Source organism: Deinococcus betulae (assembly GCF_020166395.1).
Taxonomy (GTDB): domain Bacteria; phylum Deinococcota; class Deinococci; order Deinococcales; family Deinococcaceae; genus Deinococcus; species Deinococcus betulae.
On record NZ_JAIQXU010000002.1, the window covers coordinates 1 to 21,350 of the forward strand.

Here is a 21,350-nt window from a genome sequence, read left to right on the forward strand (position 1 = left end):
CGACATTCAGACCGAGCCGTGTTGGACGGTATGCTCTGGATTCTCCGTACCCGTGCCCAGTGGGCTGTTCGGGGGCATAGGACATGGGCCTGGTCGTGCTCAGAGTGACAAGTCTACTCAGGCTCGGAGAGCTGCCGTTCTTTACAGCGTCACACCTCTTTTGATTCGTCGTCTAGAAATACGAGTGAGGCACGGTTTTCAGGATGAGCTTGCAGATGCACGCCGATGAATGCCTCCCAGTTCTCAAAGATGGTGATACTGCCGAAGGCTGAGCGCCAGCACACCACGACTTGCCCTGTGTGAAAGATCACGCCATCCAAGACGTGGCCCGTCCCGCTGACGCCCGTCGCATCCGCTTGACGGATCAGGGCAAACCTCTGCGGAGCATTCATTTGGACCGCCGCCCGCCGTTCAGTCGTAGGGCCGGATAGTACTTGGTGCCGTTGAGTTCATAGACGACCAGTTCAGCATCAGCCTTCTCAATGAGATTCCGTCCTGCCTCAATTGCGAGTGGTGCCGGCGACGCTTGAAACAGATGGATTCGTTCGACGTTCGGGAATTGCTCGCCCATCAACTTCAGAATGTAGCGGTATTCCGTTGCGAACAATTCGAGCTGGCTCCGATACTTCAGGAAGTCAGTTCCTGTTGACCGGGCTTGAATCTCAAAGCGAGCGTGTGGGATACCAAGGCTCCTTGTTACCAAGTCGGAGTTGACTTGCCGCGACACGGAAACCACCAGGGCCACATCGGTCAGGGTGACATCTACCTCCTCAGGCTTAAACAGGTTGAACTCGTCGGCGATACCAGGCTCTCCGTCATCCCAACACCAGGGGTTATTTGGCTTTTTTCGGTGCTTTTGAAATAGGTCAGCCGGTAAGCGGCTCCCTAACTTGAAGCCCAGGAGGGTCAGCAGGGGGATAGGTGCCAGGGCGAACACAGAAACATGCGCCGAGCTTTGCCGAACCTTTCTGGTGATGTCCTTGACGCCTTCATTGATGCTGGCACTGGCCTCTTGCCAATAGGCATCCCAGTCTTCTCCCAACGTCAGGTGATTGAGATCGACTGTCACGCCATCGTCACTGCCGGGCCACCGCGGCTGAATGGCCTTGCGGATCTCGTTGAGGTCAATGTGGCTCTCCTTCCCAGCGATACGCCCTTGGACGACCATCAGAGCCGTCTTCTGATCATCAAGAGCGGCAGTCGCATCACGGACGCGCTTCTCATGCGCCTGCTTGTATTCCTGCAGGACCGCTTCGGTGTATTGGTCGACATAGTCGTGGTTATCAATCAAGCTGCCATGCGCCTTGCAGGTGAGCATAAGGTTTGCAGGATCCTTGATCAGAAGAGGCGACCGGACGGCGTCACCGCGAGGGCCGTTTGCGGCGGCCGCGACAATGTGCGCAATGGTGGCCCCGTTGTGTCGTTGACCCGTCAGATCGTCATTGAACAAGGACTTATTGCAGCCGCCGAATTGGCAGCGGCCTGCTGCCCGACCCCACACCTCGTTCTGCACCTTTGGTGGTAATGGAGTACGCCTCCCCGTTTTCTTCTGTTCCAGAACTTCCGTGACGGCGGGCGTGACGGGTTGATCAACTGCTTGTTTCTTCTTGGGTGCCATGCTGGCCTCCTGTGGGCATCTCAACCAACAAAGGGAACGTTGTCTGACCCTTCTGCCCGAACCACACACGCGTGCGTCGGGTGCCGATGATGATGAACACCAGCCCCGGCCCGCGAAAGTCGGTCTCCCGAAGCGCCGCCTTCCAGCTACGCCGGTCCAACTTGGACGGGGTCGGTACAGCCTCCGGGTGCGTGTGCCACTCTCCGACGTACGTGCGCGTGTGGCCACTCAGGCTCCACTGCATACTCAGGAGCACCTGATGCGCCGCTTGATCCCGGTGGTAACGGTAGCGGCTGCGCTGGTCTTCCTGTTGTGGCGTAGTGTGCCGGTCGAGGATGATGCCTGGCGTTGCCTCAGGGTGGTGGCCGATCAGCATGCCGCCGGCCTCTGTGGCGTCCGGCTGATGCTGCACGAAGGCCCACAGCGTGTTCAGGACGGCCACTGTGACCGTGAGGGTGCCGCCCGTCGGTAAGGGCAATTCCAGATTCATGCGTCTCCACAGATCGGGCAGGTGACCTGAGCGAATCCCTCGCCGGCATTCAGGTGCCGCCGCTTCCTTGCTGCCCGTGCGCTGAGTGTTACATGGGCCGCGCTGAGAGCGACGCGGTCGCCCTTCCAAGAGCGCAGTAAAGACAGCTTCTCCGGTCCGGTGAGGATGGCCACCGCCTGACGCGCAGTAAACTCAGCCGTCCGGATGGCGTCCAGATCCGTAAAGGGTGTAAAGGCCGTGCCGCAGCCCAGTGCATCCTGACCGACATCCTGTCCCGGCGCGATGAACGATCCGGCATTCCACATAGGCGCGGCCGGGTCGCTGTACAAGCATCGGGGGCAGCTAGGTTGATCGGCGTACACCGTCGCGGTATGCCCCCCGAGACCCAGCGCGTCCAGCCAGGAGAGCAGCACAGGGGGATGCGGCCCGGCCCTCAGGAGGTCGGCGAGGCTGAGGTGATGGGTGGCACTCCCGGTCGCGTCGACAATCAGGTCGAAGTCGCCGAAGTGGAAGTCACGCCCGACGACCTGCGTTGTCCGCCCCTGCACGGGCGTCACCTGCAAATATGGGTAGCGCTCCCGCAGGGCCAGCGCCATCGCCTCCACCTTCGCCTTCCCCACGAAGCGCCGTCCCAACGCGTGCCGGAACGTGTTGTCCAGGGTGAAGGTGTCCAGGTCAACCAGGGTCAGCGCGCCGATTCCAGCGGCCGCCAGCATGAACGCGAGGTGCCCGCCCAGCGCGCCGCTCCCGAGCAGCAGTACGCGTCGGTTGCTGAGCTGGTCATTGCTCCCACCCCGCTGCATCACATATGCCCGGTCAAGGCGCCGCACGGACTGCATGGTCAGGCGGGCGTGGGTCAGCGTCGAGGCAGGCAGGAGGGCGTGCCCAGCACGCATGCCGCTCAGGCGCACGGCCACGGCAGCGTACCGTCCAGGCCCAGTGCCTGTCGGTCGGGGAATACCCAGGATGATCAGATCCTGTGGAGACTGCCGCTCCACCAGTAGCGAGTCCAGTGCAATCAGGGTGTCTGGTTGGAGGTGCTGCCTCACCACATCCCGCAGCCCGGCCGCTGTCCAGGGATGCCCGGGCGCAGGGGGCAGCAGGGACGGACCAGCCTGGAGGGGGATGTAGAGCGCTGTGGCCGTAGGCGGTACCAACCGATCCGGGGTGAGTTGATCGAACTGCCGGGCTGCGGCAGGGTCATCGGCGACCGCAATGATGTCTAACTGGCTAGCGGGAGCTGGCGCTTTTGACGCCCGCTTTGTGAGTTGCTGCGCGGTGCGGCGATCAGCCTTCCGCCAGGCGTGCACGGTTCTCAGGCAGCCGTCGGGCGTGAAGTACATTTGAAGGAAAGGCACCTGCTGCCTGGCTGGGAGAGCGTGAATCCAATGACTGGCGAACTCGTCTAGGATGCCGCTGTTGTCAGGGACTGTCCGCGCCTCACTGAGAGTGGCAGTGGCGAGGCTAAGGCAAGCAGTTAGGAGGTCCACGGGGCGTTGGGGGTCGAACAGGACATCGCGTGACGCGGTGAAGCACACGTTCCCATCGCTTTCTAGGTGCCCGGTGACCTGGCCATCGAGATCGTCTTCAGTGGCTGCCACCTGCACAAATGGTAGATCGTGCGGGAAGGCCGAAGTGACACCCACCCGCATATGTACTCCCCAGCCCAGAATGGTCAGTTGCCCTTCGGTGTAAGCGACGATGTCGTGGTTCGTCGCCCAGGTCAGGTGGCGGGTAGCGCGTTTGACCTGGGCACCCTGTAAGGCGCCGCTGGCGGCAAACTCGTTGAGGGTGGCCAGTGTCTCAGCAGTGGGTGGAGGTACGGTCACCCGAAGGTGTGGGAGGGCACCATCACTGGTGGGTGCTTCTTGGACCCTTCGGTGGTGCCGTCCCCATCATCCGCCTCGGGAAAATCGGGTCCGAACTGACGGCGCATAGCGGCGCATGCGTCCTTCTTGGACGTGACGGAGCCGGCGGTTTCCAGATCAGTCAGAAGGGCCTTGAGAAAATCTTCGAGCTTGCCCATGTTGCCGTTGTTAATGCGCTCGAAGACATCCTTGTAGGGCGTGAATGGGAGCGTCACTACGAGGCGGCGGCCGGACGCCTGGTCTTTCGAACTCCACACACCACCTCTGAAATTGGCGAGCAACTGACGGACAAACTGTTCCGTAGCGAGTCGGTCATCTGCCGTCTGATTGAAAGTGTCGATCTGCGGGCGGAACCAAGTCAGGCCAGCCACTGTGAGGCCGACGCCTACAGGTGCGGCATGGCTGGTAGCGCTCTTATACTTGCGATCCCGCCAGCGTTTGAGTGCGCGCAATACGCGCCGAAATTGCCGACGCTGCTCTTTGTCAGGGAAGGTTTGCTTGATGCGTTGAGCAAGTTCACTGGGGTGGTTATCTTGCCACTCCTGCACCGCCCCATGTTCTTTGCCCCAGGACAGCGGCAGTTCACCGCTGGTCTTTTTGTCAGGATGAGCGTAGATGGCGAGATCAACGTGGTATCCAGCTTGGTACTTGACGGTTACGCAGGGCGATTTGATGCGGATGTCCTTTGTATGGCCATCTAATGCATCGCGCACCCACCGCTTCAGTTTGACTGGGTCATCAGTGTGGTCACTGGGATTTTCAGCGAAGACGATACCGACATCGATGTCGTAGTCATTGCTGCTGCCTTCAGGTTTGATGCCGGTCTTTAGGCTGTAGCTGCCCTGGTTAAAGTGTGTAAATGTGGGCACGGCCTCCCCACGCGCTTTGAAATCGCGTTCAAGGCCGGTGCGCAGGGCGTTGACGATGGCCGTCCGCTTCTGGCGGAGTGTCTCTTCCTCACCACTGAGTTTGATGGTGTTGATGAATGTTTCGAATTGTCGCTGAATGTCGGCCATGGTGGTCTCCTTCCTAGGACTGAGTTGAGGGTGGGTTCTGGGGTAAGGACATGGGGGCCGTAAAAGCGGGGCAGTCATGCGGTTATGAGGAATCTCACATTAGCTTAGCAACATAATCTGTCAGAAGCGTAATTCCTGTCTAAAATTCATGCTCTAGCAGAGATGGATTTAGGTGTTCAAGTCTCATCAGCGAGGTGCTAGCACGCGCGAAACAGAGCAGGAGCCTTTCATCTGAATGCCTCAAGAATTGACATACCCAAACATTTCCAGCTGAATCTCAATGCCTTTTAGGTCCTGCCGGCACTGTGTAGAGTAGACACAGCACCTTGAGTCTCGAATGAATCAGCAGAGGACTCGCTTTTCCTTGATCTGATCACTGTTGATTGATGGTGACAGCGCCATATTGAAATATTAAACGTGATTTTCCCTGTGTGGCGGGATAAGGCGTGCTACCACTACGTCACCCTCGACAATGTCGACTGAAATTCCACGTTCAACTTGTTCTAGCCAAAGACTCAACTCTTGCTGTAATTGAGGGGCGCTGACCTGAGATGCGGACAGGGCAGACAGAGCAGGTAACAGCCCCTCCTCCGCTAGCTTTTTGATTCTGGATGTAAGGGCGCCATGCTGTCGCTGCAAAAGGTGGGCTAGGGCGTCACTAGTCCACCCATGTCTGCTCAACGCCACCAGATCCTCCTCGGCGGGCGACCAAGGACAGTAAGCGCGGCGGTGCGTTCGGCGCATGCCTCGGATTCGTTCATCTTTGTGTCGTTCAACTGGAAGGGCCAAGATCTGGTGCAGTTCTTCACGCCACATTGGAGGAAGGTCAGGCATACAGGTCCTCATCGTCCATGCGCCGCCGCGGCACGTGAGGCACAAAGCGCAACGTATCCCCAGACATCAGAACGGCTTGGACCTCCTGCTCAAACGGCGTGCCGGCCATGCCCGCGCCCGAGAGGTGTAGCCATCCTCGACTGCGGCTCATCGCGGTGAACAGTTGATTCCGTACCGCGAGGTCTTGTTCGTCGAGCCCCACCTGATCTAGCCCCAGCACGTACACCGCATCCGCCTCGTTGCCCTTCGCGCGGTGTACCGTGGTCACCGTGACGGCCCCGTCATGCCAGAAGCGATTGGGCTCCTTATTGTCGCCCTGCTGGTTCACGCCACTCGCGGCCGGCACGTAATACGGGATGTCTGCCCGACGGAGTGCCCCTGCGGCGGCGCCCTGTACATCCACAGCCCAGCGGCCCACAGTGATCACGAGGATCTGACGCGAGTGGATCAGCCCTTCGTGCAGGTCCCGCTGAATGTGGCGCACCAGCGCCGCCACTTCCGCCTCGCGGTCCAGATGGCTTTCGAAGGTCACCAGGGGCTCCCCCGTCAGCATATGCAGAGGATGCGGACTGTTCGCCGCCGGGCGGTGCAGGGTCACGGGTTCTTTGCTGTTAAACCGACCCTGCACCTCGTACCCCAGGCGGTCCCAGTCCTCCTTGCGCGTCGGGCCAGACAGCATGCCGCCCGCGCGCAGCAGGCCCATCCCCAGCGCGTGCGCCGCCACTAGGATCGGCCCCGGTGTGCGGTACGACACGCGCATCACTTCGGACTTCCCGATGCCGCCCTTGTACGCCGCACCCGACCCGAATACGTCCTGCCAGGAATCCCCAAACAGCGTCCTCGTGTTTGGAATCATTAAGCTGTCTAGGCTCTGCGCCTCGTCGTACGCCCAGATCAGGCGCTTCAAGGCGGGTGCCGGAGACGCCAGCTCGAAGAGCGTGGGTTCCGCCGCGACAGGCCGCAGAGCGCGATGTGCCAGCCAGTAGAAGGCCTGCCGCTCGGCATAGCGCAGTTCCGGCGCTTCCGTCACGAGGTCCTGGCCCTCATCAATTAGGATGGCGTCGAAGAACTCTAGATTCGCCTGCCCCTCCTCAGTTTTATGCAGCAGGTCGTGCGCGCAGTAGATGAGGTTCTTGGCCGCCTGGTACCCATACGGCGTCTCCGTGACCGTGAGGGGCCGAATACCCGCATGATCGGCCAGCACCCGGTAGAAGCCGGGTTGATCCCGGGAGCCCCAAGCATGCAGAATGCGCAGCTTGTGCTTGGCGTCCGCAAGCCGAGTGTCCCCGCCTGAATGCAGCCGCAGCCAGTGATCGACCTGCCCGGTAATCTGGTCATAAAGTGATCGGCTGAAAAACACGAGCGCGATATCCCAGTCAGGATGCTTGAGGTGCATGTTCGCGGCCTTCTGCGCCAGGAGGACGGTCTTGCCACTCCCCGCCAGGCCACGGATGCGCTGCGGACCTGGAGGCACGGTCTTGGCAATTCGTTCCTGCTGCAAGTCTAGGGGCCGCTCGGCCGCGCGCACTGCCTGCACGAGCGCTGAGCGGCTCTGGGGTGCGGCCACGACCGGCTCTTCCTTTGGCTTCGGGATATTGCCACTCGTACTGAACGCGCGCTGCAGGGCCAGCCACTGCGCGTCGTTGAGCGGCTGGCCCTGCGCGACGAGGGGTGTGCGGTCCAGGGCTTTCATCAGGCGGGCGGGCGTGAGCTGATCGCCGTGTAGCAGGGGCGTGTCGCCGATCAGGGTGTTGAACGGCGCGTCGTCCCATTCGTCGCGGGTGATCAGCGGCGTAGCGACAATCACCCGTCCCGGCACACGATCGAGGCCCGGACGGCCGCGCAGCGTGCGCATGATCACTTGCAGCTGGGCTTTGACCTGCTCGTAGGGATTGATCTCGGTCTTGCCAAAGTAAGGCCGCTGGAGGCGCCAGCGGTAGCCGCTAACCCCCGCGAGGTCAGCCAGCGGGAGGCTTTTGACCTCAATAACGATCACGCCCAATTCCGGATCAATCATCAAGATGTCCGGCTCACGGACGGTGGTGTCGCTGACCAGCGGGTAGCGCCACCAGCCGAAGGCCTCGCGGTCTTGGAAGGCGACTTTGACGGCCTCGAAGACCCGTTGTTCGCCCTGTTCGCCGGCGAACTTGAAGGCTTCCGTCTGGAGAAATTCAGCCATTGTGTAACGTGAAAGAGGCGAGTGCCCAGAGGCATCCTCTGGGCAAAGGAGAGTGTCTACCAGATGAGACTTCGTACATGCAGAATCTATATACCCCATTAACTAGAACATTCGTATATTCTTTCAGAAATGCTTTTCGGTAGCCACGCTCTTAGAGATCTCCGTCGTATGTCTAAAGCAGAAGTGATAATGGATACATTGTAAATTGCTTTATCTGCTCAAGTAATTCCTAATTACGCTGAGCATTCTGGCAAACTCAAGAGGTTGTCAGGTTGTTCTCCATCATTTTTCGTCTTCAAATACTTGACGTTATTCCTGGTGGCAATAATCACATCAACTTCGTGACCCCCAGCGTACACATGAAAGGTGTAGGCGCCATTCTCGATCCCGGCAATAGCAGCTTGACTTGAAAGCTGCCATGGACCACCCCCTACCGCACCTGTAGACCCTTCAATGGCTTGAATGCGCTCATGGGCATTCCTACGATTCGTTTTTTGAATTCAGGTAACGCGCCGTCGACCTGGTGCCATGCAGACTCCTGTTTGAGTTTCTTACCGTTAGATTGTCACTTCAGCTAGAACCTGATTGACGCACTGATTAGGTCTTGAGTGGTTGTCAGCGGTACTCCAGTCGCCACTCGCTGCGGAGACACCGTGAAGTTTGGCCACCTGCATGCAGCGCCAGTTGTGCGAGTGTCCTGAGCCAAGCTGGACTGAGCCACGGCTGCTCTCGCCTCCCGACTGATACGCGAGCATATTCAATACACCGTTCTTGTACCCAATGGTATGTGGGCAGAGGACACGATGATGACCGCCATATGTGGCCTCAATAGGCGTCTTTGTCCTGATAGCTTGAATGATGAGGTCAACGATGTGTTGCGATGTCATGCCATCCTTTCTGCAACAGGAATAGAGAATCATTTGAAAAGATATTTACTTAGGTCAGTTTAGGTAATGAGATACTTTTCAAGCCTGAACTTTTGGTATTGAATGACAAGAAAAGTTGTAGAGAGGTAACCGCTGATGTCTGACCGTTCGCGAGAGTGAGAACCGCGTTCTCAGCTTGTCCTACTTTCCAGTGCTCGGGGCTACAGGTGGAGCGGCATTCGGGCCGATGTACCCGATGGGGTCCGCGTGGGCGACCGTAGAAAGAGTGACCAAGACGGTGAGAACACCGGCCAGGAAAGGCTTGAGCTTCATTTGTGCCTCCGTTGTGGGAGGCAAGGTAGAAAGCCTGCGTATTCCTCTAATACCGGTCAAAACGGCGTCTGTATTGGGTACACTGGACGCTAATCTCTGGAGGACCCGTGAACAGCATCCTCAACGCCTTTCTCAGCGGTAACTACGCCCAGGGCCTAGCGCAATTCAACGCCCTTCACCAGCCCACGGCGGCGGACCAACGGTGGGCCGGCTCGTGCGCCCTGAATCTCGACCAGAATCCCCTGGCCAAGGACCTGTTCCTCCAAGCGCGGGACGCCTACCCTGGCGCTGGAGTTGGCCTGGCCACGGTCTACCGGATGACCCACGAGTATCCGCTGGCCTGGGCGGCGCTGGAGCGAGTAGACCCGGCTAACTTGGATGCGCTCAATCTCGCCTTGTATTGGCGCGAGATCGGTGCGCTGCGCTACGTCGAAGGGCAGCTGTCCGCCGCGACGCACGCGCTGGAACACGCCTGGGCAGCCGTGCTGGCTTCACCGGAAGGGGGTGCGCTCAAGGGCACAGTGGCGCAGACGCTCGCGTTCATGTACAGCGTTCGGGGTCTGGACCAGCAGGCTGAAGTGTTTCTGGCCCACGCGCTGGCCGCGTCCTCTCCAGCCCGCCGCGTGTACGTCCTCGCCGCCCGGGCCTTAAGGCGAATCTATCTGGGGCGGGTTAGAGAGGCCAAGGCCGACTTGGACGAGGCTGAACCGCTCGCTCTTGGGGGCCTTACCCACAGCAGGGGCCATTGTGCGCTATACCGCCGGCCTCCTGGCCTGGTCAACAGGTGCTCTGCAAGAGGCTGTGGACGTCCAGGTGCAGGCGCTTCAATGGGCACAGGCCTCTGGAGACCGTGAGCTTGAGGCGTACGTCCACCTGGCATTGGTCACCGTGCACACGGCGAAAGGTGAGCTGCAGACAGCTCGACAACACTTGGCCGGCCTGCGGCTGTTGGGCGTCAACCCGCATGTTGAGCATCTCCGCGACCTGCGAACGGCGGCTCTGGCCATTCAAGCGGGTCAGGGGACGTCGGACGTAGCGGCTGAGCTGGCCACGCTCGGGACCACGTTTGAGGTGGGTGGGCGAATGCGCGAAGCCGCGTGGACCTGGCTGCAGGCGGCGGAGGCGTCGCTCGCGTTGGCGCAACCTCAGGCTGCAGAGCAGGCGCTGAGCCGCGCGGTGGACGCGCGGCATGCGATGCACAGTGGCGCGTCGCTCGTGCCGGAGCTGCGCTCGTTGCCGAGGCTCCTGGCACTGCTTGAGGACTTACCAGTGGACCATTACGCTACCGCCTTGCAGGCTGATCTTCGCCAGGCTCAGGTGCGACCGATGCGAGTTCATCTTCAGACCCTCGGGACGTCCGTCATTCTGGTGGATGGGCAGCCGGTCGCGCTGGACTACACGCGAGGGATGGAGATTCTGACGTTTCTGCTGCGGCGTCCCCGGGCGTCGGCGGAGGACGTGATCACAGCGCTGTTCGATCAGGATCCAAAGCGGTCGCGCAACTATTTCCATCAGGTGCGGTACGACCTGGCAGAGAAAATTCAAGGTCTGACTATCTCTGCTTCCCCGAAGCGCACGTATGAGGTGAAGGGGGATGGGGTGCAGCTGACATGGGATGTTCAGATGATGGCGGTAGCCTTGGCGGAGCGGACAGAGGTGGGGGTGCACCGAGCCCTTGATCTGTATGCGGGGCCGTTCCTTCCGAGAGCAGAGGGGGAATGGGTCCAGGGAGAACGCGAAGATATGGCGTGGAAGCTGATTCAAGTGGGACTGGAGTTGATGGAGGATTGGTCGAGGACGCAGCAGTACGAGAAGTGCGTGACGCTGGCGGGCCGGCTGCTGGAAGTGGACCCGTTCGATGAGTCAGTGAACGCGTTCATGATTCGTGCGGTTCACGAGTTGGGGGAACATCCGGCTCGGCAAGCGGCGGTGGCGCGATTGAGGCGGCGGTTTGAGGCGGAGATGGGGGAGTTGCCGCCGGCGCTCCTCGCGCTGCAGCGGGAGCCGACGAGTTTGAACTGAGACACGAAACCCGCTCCAGCGGTGGTGCCGGAGCGGGTGAAGGGTGCACACCGGGGGCGAGAGGCTTATTTCAGGGCGTTGAGAAGTGCCGCGAGGCCAGTGAGGAAGGTGCCGAGAGCCGCAATGAGCACGGCCACTTCACCCCACTTCTCTGGCTTTTGCGGGCGCTTCGGTGTATCCTTACGATGTTTAGCCATAAGGAAGCACCTCCTTTTCACGCACCCGAGTTGCAATCGGGTGCGTGTTCGCATATCCCGTATTGCGCCTCTGTCCCCCGTTGTCATGCACCCCGTCCCATCGCTGGGACCTGTCTATTCTAGCGGATGTTCCAGGCAAGATGCGACCGAAGGCGTCTGGATTCAGCGCGGCCTGGACGGAACTTTTTTCAGTGAGTTCCCTTCTAGATACGGTGCCAAGAGTACTTTCAAACTGGCGACGGACTGGGTATCCGTGGTTTTGAGGCGCAGGAGCGGCAAGCCACCGCTGCGGAAAATCACGTCTTTGACCTGATCGCGGTACTGCTGGGCGGCCGCCTCATGGCTGGCCCCGTCCAGTTCAATGGCCACGACGGGCCGGAAGTCTTGCCGGGCGTCCACAATTACGAAATCCACGTGCTTGTCACGCAGGCGCCCCAGCGTTGCTTGATAGGCCGTACCCTTTTCTTTGATCAAGAACAAATCGTTCAGCCGCACATTGGGGAAGACTTGATACGAGCTGCCAGCCAGCGCTTGGATCAACAGGTCGTAGAGGGCCCGCTCGCTGCGGGCGAAGAAATACCGTTTGGCCTGAACGGGGAGGGTGGTGGGGACGATGCGGCCCCGGCCTGTGGGCTGGTTGAGCGTCGAGAGCCAACCTACCACCACAGCCACGATCAGGACGGCAGAAATCAAAAGCACGATGGACACCTGGCCAGGGTAGCGCGGTCCTGGTTCAGGCCAGTCACTGGCTGTGGTTGCTCACCTCTTGGGCCAGGGCGACGACCTTGTTGTAATGGTCTTCAACGCGGTAACCCAGATGGGCGGCACTCCGGGCGTGGTCACGCTGGGTGCTTCAATCAGCTCCAGTGGAATGAACTTCAGGTTCGCCGTAGTGCAGGTCTGAAGCACCCGCAGCCGCAGGGCATCGAGCGTGCTATAGGGGAACATCCGTTTGCTCTAGGTGTTGGCCAGCGTGTCGGGATAGAGATGGTGCAGCAGCGCAGCCGCTCTAGGACAGTGGCGGCCTGGCCAGTGAGTGGCGTGACCACGTCGTCGCGCAGGAGGGTCCGCTTATGGGAGTTAAAGGCGCGCTATTCCAGGCGCAGCAGAGAGGCGATCTCTAGCAAAGCGCAGAGGTCTAATAATCAATAGATTCGGGAATCTTTTTTAGAGTAACACCACCACCTCTACCCCCTTCCTCCCTCACGCCTCGGCATAAGCCAAGGCTAAGCCCCTCTAAGACATCACTGCCGTGTATAAGTCAGATAGTTCAGTAGTGGTCAATACGGGCTCTTGAAATAATCTCAACAGTAAGTTGCTCAATAGGAGTAGTGAGCCCAATCGTCTTGAAACACAGGCAGAAGCATAAGCGAAGGCAGACAAGAGAGGGAGTGGAAGCTATCATTCATCCATAAAAGATTCCCGAATCTACTATAGTTAAGCTATGTCACCGGACACTGAACGTCTCCAAAAAGCCCTCCTCGCTGCCGACATCGACCAGATCTTCCCACTCGTCAAAGATCACATCCGCATTCGCACAGACCATCTGCTCCGTTTACTGTCACCTTTTTTCACCGAGGCTCAAGCAACTGAGGTCCCGTTACACTTGGCCTCAACTGATCTCACCGAGCTCCTCAACCGTGTGGCCGCTGCCAACCGCAACGGCACCATGGCCCGCCCCAATACCGTTCGGGCCCGCCTAGGTGCCATGAGCGCCCTCTACACCTATCTCCTGTCTGTAGGGGTAATTGCCGCCCACCCCATGCAAAGCATTCAGCGGCCTCCCAAAGAGTTCGCTGACCTCCCTGCCACCCCACGCCACCAAGTCGAACGACTCCACACGTACACGCGCCAACAAGACGACCTAGCCCCACTCCACGCAGCCCTCGTCCTCATTGACGAACACGCCTTCAAAGTCACCGAACTCCTCACCCTGACCTGGGATCACCTCAATCTCACTGCATATGAGGTGGCCCGAGCAGCCGGCCGTGGTCCTCTGTCACAGCAGGCCAAAGACGCCCTGATGCCGCTGGTGATTCAGGCAGGGGGCCTCCTCACCGATGAAAGCCTGGGCCTTCAGGGCATTGACACCCGCCGGCGCCTCTTTCCATGGGGAACGGAAGTAGCATTGCGGGCTGAACTCATGCGGGCCTGCCGAGGAGCCAACGTGCCCTATAGCAGCCCGGGCGATCTGCGCCGAGCCAGTCTACGTGACCACCCACACACACCAGAGACCGCTGGCTACGCACCAGAGGATGGACAGCGACAACTTGAGCGTGCGACCCAACTAGCCAGAGCCGTTGCAGAGGGTCTAACCCCGAAAAACTAACTTTATGAGACCAGAGGTCCAAGTGAAAAAAATACATCTATCTGAAGACTGCTCTTAAACATCTCCTAAAATAAAATTTGCATATTCTAAAATTAGATTCTTAATACAAATTTCCATCGTTAATGCCTTAAGTAAGATATAAACACCTCCATGTAAAGAACATCCCGATACTAAAACAACATGAAATGCAATTAAAAAATGCTCCACTGACACTGCTTATTATCCCACCAAAGCCACTCTGCATCTTGAGGTGACCAAATGATGTGACGCCTCACCACACCCCGGTCCCATAATACACTTACAGGACGCCAAGAATCGTAGACACCCCAGTTACAATCACGTTTCCCTGCATTTATCAATGAAATAAATGTCAAATGTCCACAACCAAGACTATGAGTTATATTTCTCATCTCATCTTAAAAATCTGTCGTAGTTATAAACAAGATAACAGGCTGCGAGTCTACACCTTTTCGAAAAAGAGGAAGTCCATCAGGCGCAATAGCCTGAAGAGCAAGCAATAATCTATCACTAACGTATTGCCCTCTCACTTGAGCCTTTATCAAATCAACATCTTTCCACTTTAAATCCCATACCATCGGAGCTCGCCATTGATGTTCATATGCAAGCAAAAAGACAACACGCATCAAAGGTGACTGGAGAGTAAGAAACACACGCGCTAGATCTACACGCGGCAAGAGTGGAGGGTCACGCGGAGGTAATTCCACATAAGGAATTGGACCCATTCCCAACAGAGGATGGTCCTCAATTATACCCAGCTCTTGAAGAGAAGTATATAGTCCAGTCATTATCTGTAAACGCCAACGTGCAGTGTTCTGCGATACCCTTCCATTCCCATTTTTCGTTATAAATAGGGCTTTTACAAGCCAAAATTGAAAATCTATCCCTGGTTGCAAAAGATTGACATCGTCCCGCTGGGCTTTTGCAATCAAAAGCCGAAGAAACTGAATCTGTGCACTCACACTCAAGAGGCCATAAGTACTAAGCAGTGTTAACAGTTGCTCAGGTGCCTGCACCCACACCAGCTCAGCAACTCGACGCCGGAATGCAACTCTTGCCACTGCTGGTACCAGAGGCCGCATGACCCACACTATCGCTTCCGATCATTATATTGCATTCTGATTTATTAACGCAGATAAGCTTAAGTTGCAGGAGACCCGCGCTCCAGCCCCGCTTCGCCAGAAAGGGATTGTCCCAGAGCCAGACTGGAGAGCCTTCGCCCGACAGCAGGAGATTCACGTCATCCTGCTATGCTTCACAGCTTCACAAATCAGCGGCTTCAGAAGCTGAAGCTGAGGTAACAAATCCAAAAAGGCTCCGGGAGGCAGGAGAGTGAGAAGATACTCGGGCGCCAGTGCCCACAATATCTGGGTGGCTTGGCGCTGGAATGGCGCTCTCGCTTCCGCTGATGCCATGCGGCACATGGCTTACCGTACCGCAGCTCGATTTCAAGGGCAGGAATGATGACCCTCTCTTGACAATCTGACTCAATTCTGATGACAGATAGCGTCGTTGCGCGCAATATAGTCAGTTAATTTGATATCACATAATATTATGCATGCCACCGGAAGCCAGTCCAGATTATGACGATACGCGCCTGCTACTTCACGCCCTACGGCGTTACGACCTTGATGTTCTCCTGACACGGCTCGGGCCTTCTTCTACCCATCCACGCGCCGCCGCCCTGCAATACACCCGACTTCTTCCCTTCTTTTCCACGGCACGTTTGGAAGGCACCGATTTCCAACGTCCTCCCGCCTCATTTCATCTCTGGGTCAATCACGTTGCCCTTCTGGGTGAGGGTGGCCGGCCAGTCAAACCCAACACGGCCCGCGCCCGCATCAGCGCACTGCATCTGCTTTACGAGGGCCTGATTGACCGTGGAGTCCTGACCGCCAACCCCCTCCGTGGGCTGCAGCGGCCACCGCAAGAGCGCACTTCTTCCCCACCACCACCAGCAGGTGAGATTCAAGCCCTTCTTCAAGCCAGCCGCCGGCAACACGCCCTGCACGCGGCCCTGACCCTGCTCTATCATCACGCCTTCCGACTAGAGGAACTTCTGAAACTTCAGTGGCAGGCTATTCGCCTCAATCCTGGCGAAGTCCTCCGAGCCCATACCATCACGCGACTGGATGACCCCAGCGTCCAGAGCCTACTGCGCTGGCAAGCCCACAGTGGCGGCGTGTTCAGTGACCCCCAGGCGCGGGTATTTCCCTATGAAACGCCAGCAGCCCTGCGGCAGGCCGCCTATCTGGCCAGCCTGGACGCTAAGATTCGCCTTTTCCCTCTGCGAGAACTCCGCCGCGCCTCACTGCGGGACTTTCCACATACGTCTGAATCAGCAGGCTACGCCGACGACCAGTCAGGATTTCAGACCGCACTGGCTCTGGCTCAAGGTGTAGCCCAGAGCCTCGGCCTTTCGGAGAAAAATATGAGGGACAGCGATACAGACCCAGCCGACTTTTCTGACACACCTGAGGCGACTTAGGGGGCAACACTCCTCCTGTATAGAGAGGCTCTGGCATCGCCCACGGCGTCATACGCCGCCGATGCTCTGGCGTAACACTCATTCGCCTCGGCCGGGTGCAGGGTCGCTTCAGCCTGGTGGGCCGCCTCCACCCACCAGGGGGCCGCTTGCCCCGGCTCAGCCCCTTCCTGCCAATGACGGGCAACACGCGCCGGGGTGCCGCCCGACTGGCTCAGCAGGCCAGCCGCCTGCCGGTGCAGCCGCTGCCAGCTGGAGACAGAAGTGGCGCTGAGCACCGCGTTATAGACGAGATCATGAGCGAAACCCTCGCCGCGCACCACCTGGGCCCGCTCCAGTTCTTCCCAGCTATTCAGGAGGCGGAGGATAGGCCAGCCCAGCATGTCAGCCACCTGCTCCAGCGAGAAGTCACTGCGCAGCACCGCCGCTGCCTGCGCCGCTTCCAGCGCCTCTGGGGAAAGCCTCTCAAGGCGCCCCGTCAACAAGGCCGGCAAGGTCTGCCCTGCCGCGCGCCTCACACCGTCCAGACTGAAATCCTGCGCCTCGTGCAAGTATTTGACAAGTTCCAGAGTCAGCTGGGGATTCCCGGCCGCAAAGCGCTGAACCTCCCGGGCCAGGCCAGGAACAGCCGGCAGCCCCACCTGGGCCAGAAACGCCAGCGTGTCTTCATCCGCCAGCGGCTGCACCTGCACCGGCCGCACCGCCCCGGAGTCATACATCTGGCGGGACAGCGCTGCGGTGGCCGGACTCAGGGCCCCCTCGCGGTAGCAGAACATGGACCGCAGCGCGGCCCGACTGTCACCCCAGAACTTGGAATAGACGTAAGCGCCGGCCTCGATAGAGGCGTCATCCATGAAATGCAGGTCGTCCGAGAGCAGCACGACCGGACCACGATCAGCCACCCGCCGCAGCACCTCGTACTTGGCGTCGTAGAAGCGCAGTTTGTCTTCAGCAGACGTGAGGGGAGGCGGCGCGTCCCCCAGCTCGGGGATGATGCGGGCCAGTTCCTGCCGGACCCAGGCGGGGAGGGTCGCGGCCAGGTCGGGAAAGGCCGCCAGCGTCTGCCGGTAGGTGCGGGCATGCGTGGCATACGCCACGTCCTGGTCGCCGGGGCGGCCCTGCAAGAGCAGCAGGTGGTGGTCCGGGTGGGCACGGATGAAGTCAAGCGCCAGCCGGGATTTGCCGCTGCCAGAATGGCCGACCAGGGCCACGCCGACGCCAGCAGCCCAGCCTGCTTCCATCTGCGCCCAGGCGTCCTCGCGGGCCACCAGCTGGGGAGGGCGCAGAAAACTGAGGGGCAGGGCAGGCTGCTCGGCGCCGGGGGCAGGTTCTGTGTCGATCAGCCGGGCCAGCCGAGCCGTTTCAGCAGATGGCTCCAGACCCAGTTCCAGGGCGAAGATGGCCCGCAGGCGCTGATACGCCTGAAGTGCGGCGGCGCGGTCGCCGCTACGGTGGTGCAGCCGCATCAGCTGCTGATGGGCATCCTCATCCAGAGGGTCGCGGGTCACGCGGGCCGCCGCCAGGGCCAGCGCCGTCGCCGGGTCACCCTGGGCAGTCAGCCGCTCAGTCACTTCGCGGCTGGCCTGGGCCTGCGCGGCTTCGCGCTCGGCGCGCTGGGCTGATAGCCAGTCACTAAAAGCAGGACTGATTTCGCTGTCCAGATCGGCCAGCAGCAGGCTTTCGCCGGGGGCAACCGGTCCCTGGAGGTCGGTGGTCAGGTCAAGTGCCAGGGCCAGGATCTGCTGGCCAGACACCAGCACGCGCCCCGCCGCCTGATGCAGCCGCCGCAGCAACTGCACCAGACTGTTGCGGGCCGTGGCGGGCGGGGCGTCCGGCCACAGCAGCGCGGCGCAGGTGCGGCGGGACTGGGGGCCCTCCGCCGCCAGAAAGGTCAGCAACGCGGCCGGTTTGCCGTCCAGGCGCAGCTGACCCCCTCCCCCTGATAATGTGGGAGAGCCCAGTAAGGACAGCTGCCAGGGAACAGAATCAGACGCCATACCGCACTGTAATCCGGCAGGGACAGACTAAGCCGGCTTAACTACACACCCTGAGCATGACGGCCAGCATGGGGTCGGGCCGCGTCAGAGGAGTGGGCCTCAGAGCCGCTGACAGGCCGCACAGCCCACGCCGCGCCGCCGAATCACCGAGCGCGCTCAGAACTGCGCGGTCCCCGGTGAGGGCCGCGCGTTGCATCTGAGTACGCCACAGCAAGTACACGTCGCCCAGGCGCTGCACGTGGGCGAGCAGGTCGTCCAGCTGACCCTGAGCCGCTTCTCTCTGGCCCATGCAGCCCAGAAGAGCCGCCAGCAGCGCCTGCTGCTCAACCCTCAGAGGGGGGGGCAGGTCGGGGAGCGCCTGAACCTGCGCCGCCAGGAGGTCGGGCTCACCTGTTCCCTGGGCCACCTCCAGCCAGAGCTGCACCAGATGAAGCGCACTGAGCCAGCCCTGCTCAGTCGGTGTCTCGGCCGCCTGATGCTGGTGCTGGCCGAGCAACTGCCTCACACCCTCCAGGTCACCCAGAGCCCAGCGGGTCAGGGCCTCACCGTAGGCGTTGATGAGCGCGACCACCCGAAAGCCTTCGGTCGTCCCCAGGTGCTGGCGGGCGCGCAGGTTGTGGGCCAGCGAGGCCTCAAAATCGCCCAGACGGTAGGCCGCGCGCGACCATTTGGCACAGACTGATGCGGCAAAGGGCGGAGCCGAGACGTCCAGGTGCCGCTGCTCTGCGGTGTTCAGCACAGGGCCGGCGCGCCGGGGATCAATCATCAGGAGAGCAAAACCCAGCCCCTCTAACGCGCGGGCCTGAATCTCCAGGCGGCCCAGCCGGGCGGCCAGGGCTTCCAGTTCCTCCAGCAGAGGGGGCGAGGCCCGGTAGTCGTGTTGCAGGGCGTAACCCGCCAGGATTTCCAGCAGGGCGACTTCCGTCTCTGTCGCCTGGGCCTGGCGGGCCAGTACCAGACCACGCTGCGCACACTGCACCTGCGCCTCAAACTCCTGAAGGGCGAAGTGGAGGCGGGCCCGGTGCAGAGCGGCGCAGGCCTGCTGCGCTGGGGTCAGGGCTAGGCGCTCCAATGCAGCCACAGCACCCTGCCAGGCTGGCACCTGATCTTCGAGGATAAAGAGGGCCTCCAGTTGTTCAATACGGACCTCAAAGGCAACCTCTGAGTGCGGGCCAGCCTCCAGCAGGTCGGCGGCTCGCCCAAAAAAACGGCCGGCTTCGCGGTACAGGCCGCTGCTCTGCGCCGCTGCACCGGCTTGCCGGAGGGCACTGGCCGCCTCTTCGGGCCGACTTCCCGCTTCCCAGTGCAGGGCCACCTGGGCGGGCGGGGCAGCGGCCTCAGCCAGAGCGCGGGCCGCCGCCCGGTGTAGCAGCGACCGCAGGGGCGGCGGCATCTGCGCGCCCAGGGTTTCCCGGAGAAGGTCGTGGGTGAACTGGCCACCCACAAGCACACCCGCCTGCCCCAGCGCCTGCCAGGCCGATTCCAGCTCGGCTGGGGACACCCCCAGCATGGTGGCGAGCAACTCGGGGCGCAGGTCGTGGGCCACCACACTGGCAGCCCTGGCCAGCTGCACCTCGACAGGCGACAGCTGTTCCAGGCGGCCGATGAGAAGCTGCTCGGCGCGGCCCGTCCGGGGCAGGCGGCCCAGATCCAGCGTGCCTTCTGGGGTGAGCAAATGCCGCACCGTTTCTTGCAGGTACAGCGGATTGCCCCCGCTGAAGTGGCTCAGTCCCGGCGCGTGGGCCTCCAGCTCGGGGCCGCCCAGCGCGCGCAGCAGAGCGCCCACGGCCTCGGTCGTCAGCGGCGCCAGCCTCAGCTGCGTGGCCTGGCCCCGCCGCACAAGGTCGTCGAGCAGCCCACTGGCTGCTGACGGCAGGGCGCCGGTCCGGTAACAGACGGTCACTGCAGTGGGGAAGGCCGGCGCGTCCAGCCACGACAGGCACAGATCCAACGACGCCGGGTCCATCAGCTGCACATCATCGAGCATCAGGGTCTGAACCTGCGCCGCCGCCAGCTGGTACAGCTGGGCCAGGGCGGCGTGCAGCGCCGGGCGCGCGTCCCCCTCAGGGAGGACAGCCTCCAGCCGCTCTGGCAGCAGCAGCCCCAGCACTGGCCGGGTCAGGACCTGCTGGTGAAGCTCCGGCTGCGCTTCTAACAGCAGACGCAGCCCCCGCGTAACCGACGCATAGGGAATAGGGGCGTCGCTCGGGTGGCCCCTCAGGGTCAGGGCGGCGCCGTGCCTGGCCGCCGACGCCTGGGCCACACTCGTCTTGCCGATGCCCGCCTCGCCGGTCAGGACCACCACCTGGTCAGCCTGCCTCGCCTGGGTGATCGCCTCCAGCACGTCATCCCGCCCGACCAATTGCGCTGCGCCGCTGGCCAGGTCTGGGGCTGCCGGGGGGCCCTGGGGCCCAGGAACGCGCGGGCGGCTCCATTCAATCTCCTGGGCCAGCGCCTGCGTCTGAGGCATGGGGTCGGTGTGCAGAGCGCCGCGCAGGCTCTGGCGAAACTGGCCAAAAGTGGCCAGGGCCGCCGCCGGGTCACCAGCCAGGTACTGCGCGCGCATTAAGGCGCGGGTCGTCTCGTCCGACAGGGGCTGAAGGAAGGCGGCCCGCTGAAGCAGCGGCAGGGCTTCTTCTCCCCTGCCCTGCGCCTCCAGGGGCCGCGCCGCCGCCCGCGCCGCCCATGCCCCTTCGGCCCGCAAACGCACCCGCTGCTCGCGCAGCCAGGCGTCAAACTCTTCTAACTCTGGATACTGGAGGCCGTCCAGGGGGAGGGCTTGGCCCGCCCCGCCCTCATCCAGCGCCTGAACACGAACGGCACTGGCCAGAGTCAGCACCTGCTCGGTGGTCAGCAGCGGGGCACCGTAGCTCTGCCCCATGCGCCGCAGCATGATGACCAGATTGTTGCGCCCGGCCTGGCCTGCTTCTGGCCACAGCAGGTCGGCGGCCCGCAGCCGGGTAGCGCGGCCTTCCAAGGCCAGATACACCAACAGGGCCAGCGGCTTGCCCTCGCAGCGGCGCCGCTGACCTTGCGGGTCAATCAGGCTGGGGGGACCCCAGAGTGTCAGCGTCCAGTGCGCCTCCTGCGGCATCCTC

General features: G+C 61.1%; 16 protein-coding genes. 4 read left to right on the top strand and 12 right to left on the bottom strand.

All coding sequences use genetic code 11. The features are described from left to right. Window positions 1-149: 149 nt before the first annotated feature. The 7 genes from K7W42_RS02545 to K7W42_RS23160 all read right to left on the bottom strand — a co-directional run bounded on the left by K7W42_RS02545 (window position 150) and on the right by K7W42_RS23160 (window position 8,505). Entirely contained in the window at window positions 150-392 is a 243-nt protein-coding gene (locus tag K7W42_RS02545; protein WP_224571990.1) for a hypothetical protein, read from the bottom strand. Continuing rightward, a complete protein-coding gene (locus K7W42_RS02550) occupies window positions 389-1,618 on the bottom strand; it encodes an SAVED domain-containing protein (RefSeq protein WP_224571993.1) in 1,230 nt (409 codons plus the stop codon). The genes K7W42_RS02545 and K7W42_RS02550 overlap by 4 nt, the downstream gene beginning before the upstream one ends. Beyond that, window positions 1,590-2,108 carry a Mov34/MPN/PAD-1 family protein gene (locus K7W42_RS02555; RefSeq protein ID WP_224571995.1) on the bottom strand — a complete coding sequence of 173 codons (519 nt, stop codon included), beginning with the start codon at window positions 2,106-2,108 and terminating at the stop codon, window positions 1,590-1,592. Before K7W42_RS02555 ends, K7W42_RS02550 begins: the two co-directional genes overlap by 29 nt. Continuing rightward, window positions 2,105-3,937, bottom strand: coding sequence for a ThiF family adenylyltransferase (locus tag K7W42_RS23155; protein ID WP_224571997.1), 1,833 nt, complete (start codon window positions 3,935-3,937; stop codon window positions 2,105-2,107). The genes K7W42_RS02555 and K7W42_RS23155 overlap by 4 nt, the downstream gene beginning before the upstream one ends. Next, window positions 3,934-4,992, bottom strand: coding sequence for a nucleotidyltransferase domain-containing protein (locus K7W42_RS02565; RefSeq protein WP_224571999.1), 1,059 nt, complete (start codon window positions 4,990-4,992; stop codon window positions 3,934-3,936). Before K7W42_RS02565 ends, K7W42_RS23155 begins: the two co-directional genes overlap by 4 nt. A gap of 826 nt (window positions 4,993-5,818) precedes the next feature. Further along, window positions 5,819-8,005, bottom strand: a complete 2,187-nt coding sequence (locus tag K7W42_RS02570; protein WP_224572001.1) for a DEAD/DEAH box helicase — start codon at window positions 8,003-8,005, stop codon at window positions 5,819-5,821. Window positions 8,006-8,238: 233 nt separating this feature from the next. Then, entirely contained in the window at window positions 8,239-8,505 is a 267-nt protein-coding gene (locus K7W42_RS23160; protein WP_224572296.1) for a DUF3892 domain-containing protein, read from the bottom strand. Between the two features lie 806 nt (window positions 8,506-9,311). On the opposite strand from K7W42_RS23160, the gene K7W42_RS02580 reads away from it, so the two are divergent. Both K7W42_RS02580 and K7W42_RS23165 read left to right on the top strand, forming a co-directional pair. Continuing rightward, the gene (locus K7W42_RS02580) at window positions 9,312-10,058 is read left to right on the top strand and encodes a tetratricopeptide repeat protein (protein ID WP_224572002.1); all 747 of its coding nucleotides are present in this window, start codon (window positions 9,312-9,314) and stop codon (window positions 10,056-10,058) included. After that, window positions 10,006-11,226 (top strand): AfsR/SARP family transcriptional regulator, encoded by a 1,221-nt coding sequence (locus K7W42_RS23165; protein WP_224572003.1) that lies wholly within the window; start codon window positions 10,006-10,008, stop codon window positions 11,224-11,226. Before K7W42_RS02580 ends, K7W42_RS23165 begins: the two co-directional genes overlap by 53 nt. Before the next feature lie 65 nt (window positions 11,227-11,291). Here the strand turns inward: K7W42_RS23165 and K7W42_RS22850 are convergent, their stop codons facing one another. Then, complete coding sequence (locus tag K7W42_RS22850; RefSeq protein ID WP_255638981.1) at window positions 11,292-11,423, bottom strand: hypothetical protein; 132 nt, start codon at window positions 11,421-11,423, stop codon at window positions 11,292-11,294. Between the two features lie 162 nt (window positions 11,424-11,585). Next, window positions 11,586-12,131, bottom strand: coding sequence for a DUF2726 domain-containing protein (locus tag K7W42_RS02590; protein ID WP_224572004.1), 546 nt, complete (start codon window positions 12,129-12,131; stop codon window positions 11,586-11,588). A 1,000-nt stretch (window positions 12,132-13,131) separates the two neighbouring features. Here K7W42_RS02590 and K7W42_RS02595 point away from each other — a divergent pair. Next, window positions 13,132-13,752, top strand: a complete 621-nt coding sequence (locus K7W42_RS02595; protein ID WP_224572005.1) for a site-specific integrase — start codon at window positions 13,132-13,134, stop codon at window positions 13,750-13,752. A 416-nt stretch (window positions 13,753-14,168) separates the two neighbouring features. Here the strand turns inward: K7W42_RS02595 and K7W42_RS02600 are convergent, their stop codons facing one another. Continuing rightward, window positions 14,169-14,732: a hypothetical protein gene (locus tag K7W42_RS02600; protein ID WP_224572006.1), complete on the bottom strand. Its 564-nt coding sequence runs from the start codon at window positions 14,730-14,732 to the stop codon at window positions 14,169-14,171. A 596-nt stretch (window positions 14,733-15,328) separates the two neighbouring features. On the opposite strand from K7W42_RS02600, the gene K7W42_RS02605 reads away from it, so the two are divergent. Then, window positions 15,329-16,258, top strand: coding sequence for a site-specific integrase (locus K7W42_RS02605; RefSeq protein ID WP_224572007.1), 930 nt, complete (start codon window positions 15,329-15,331; stop codon window positions 16,256-16,258). Here K7W42_RS02605 and K7W42_RS23105 read toward each other — a convergent pair. Continuing rightward, window positions 16,255-18,252 carry an ATP-binding protein gene (locus K7W42_RS23105; protein WP_304524141.1) on the bottom strand — a complete coding sequence of 666 codons (1,998 nt, stop codon included), beginning with the start codon at window positions 18,250-18,252 and terminating at the stop codon, window positions 16,255-16,257. The two genes, K7W42_RS02605 and K7W42_RS23105, sit on opposite strands and share 4 nt — an antisense overlap. A gap of 37 nt (window positions 18,253-18,289) precedes the next feature. After that, on the bottom strand, window positions 18,290-21,346 hold the full coding sequence (locus K7W42_RS02615; protein ID WP_224572008.1) for an ATP-binding protein: 3,057 nt from the start codon (window positions 21,344-21,346) through the stop codon (window positions 18,290-18,292). Window positions 21,347-21,350 lie beyond the last annotated feature (4 nt).

Bases quoted from the DNA above. Each gene is read 5' to 3' on its own strand.
- K7W42_RS02555 (WP_224571995.1), bottom strand. From the start codon at position 2,108: ATGAATCTGGAATTGCCCTTACCGACGGGCGGCACCCTCACGGTCACA.
- K7W42_RS02605 (WP_224572007.1), top strand. From the start codon at position 15,329: ATGCCACCGGAAGCCAGTCCAGATTATGACGATACGCGCCTGCTACTT.
- K7W42_RS23105 (WP_304524141.1), bottom strand. From the start codon at position 18,252: ATGGCGTCTGATTCTGTTCCCTGGCAGCTGTCCTTACTGGGCTCTCCC.
- K7W42_RS02595 (WP_224572005.1), top strand. From the start codon at position 13,132: ATGAGCGCCCTCTACACCTATCTCCTGTCTGTAGGGGTAATTGCCGCC.
- K7W42_RS02615 (WP_224572008.1), bottom strand. From the start codon at position 21,346: ATGCCGCAGGAGGCGCACTGGACGCTGACACTCTGGGGTCCCCCCAGC.
- K7W42_RS02570 (WP_224572001.1), bottom strand. From the start codon at position 8,005: ATGGCTGAATTTCTCCAGACGGAAGCCTTCAAGTTCGCCGGCGAACAG.
- K7W42_RS02565 (WP_224571999.1), bottom strand. From the start codon at position 4,992: ATGGCCGACATTCAGCGACAATTCGAAACATTCATCAACACCATCAAA.
- K7W42_RS02550 (WP_224571993.1), bottom strand. From the start codon at position 1,618: ATGGCACCCAAGAAGAAACAAGCAGTTGATCAACCCGTCACGCCCGCC.
- K7W42_RS02545 (WP_224571990.1), bottom strand. From the start codon at position 392: ATGAATGCTCCGCAGAGGTTTGCCCTGATCCGTCAAGCGGATGCGACG.
- K7W42_RS22850 (WP_255638981.1), bottom strand. From the start codon at position 11,423: ATGGCTAAACATCGTAAGGATACACCGAAGCGCCCGCAAAAGCCAGAG.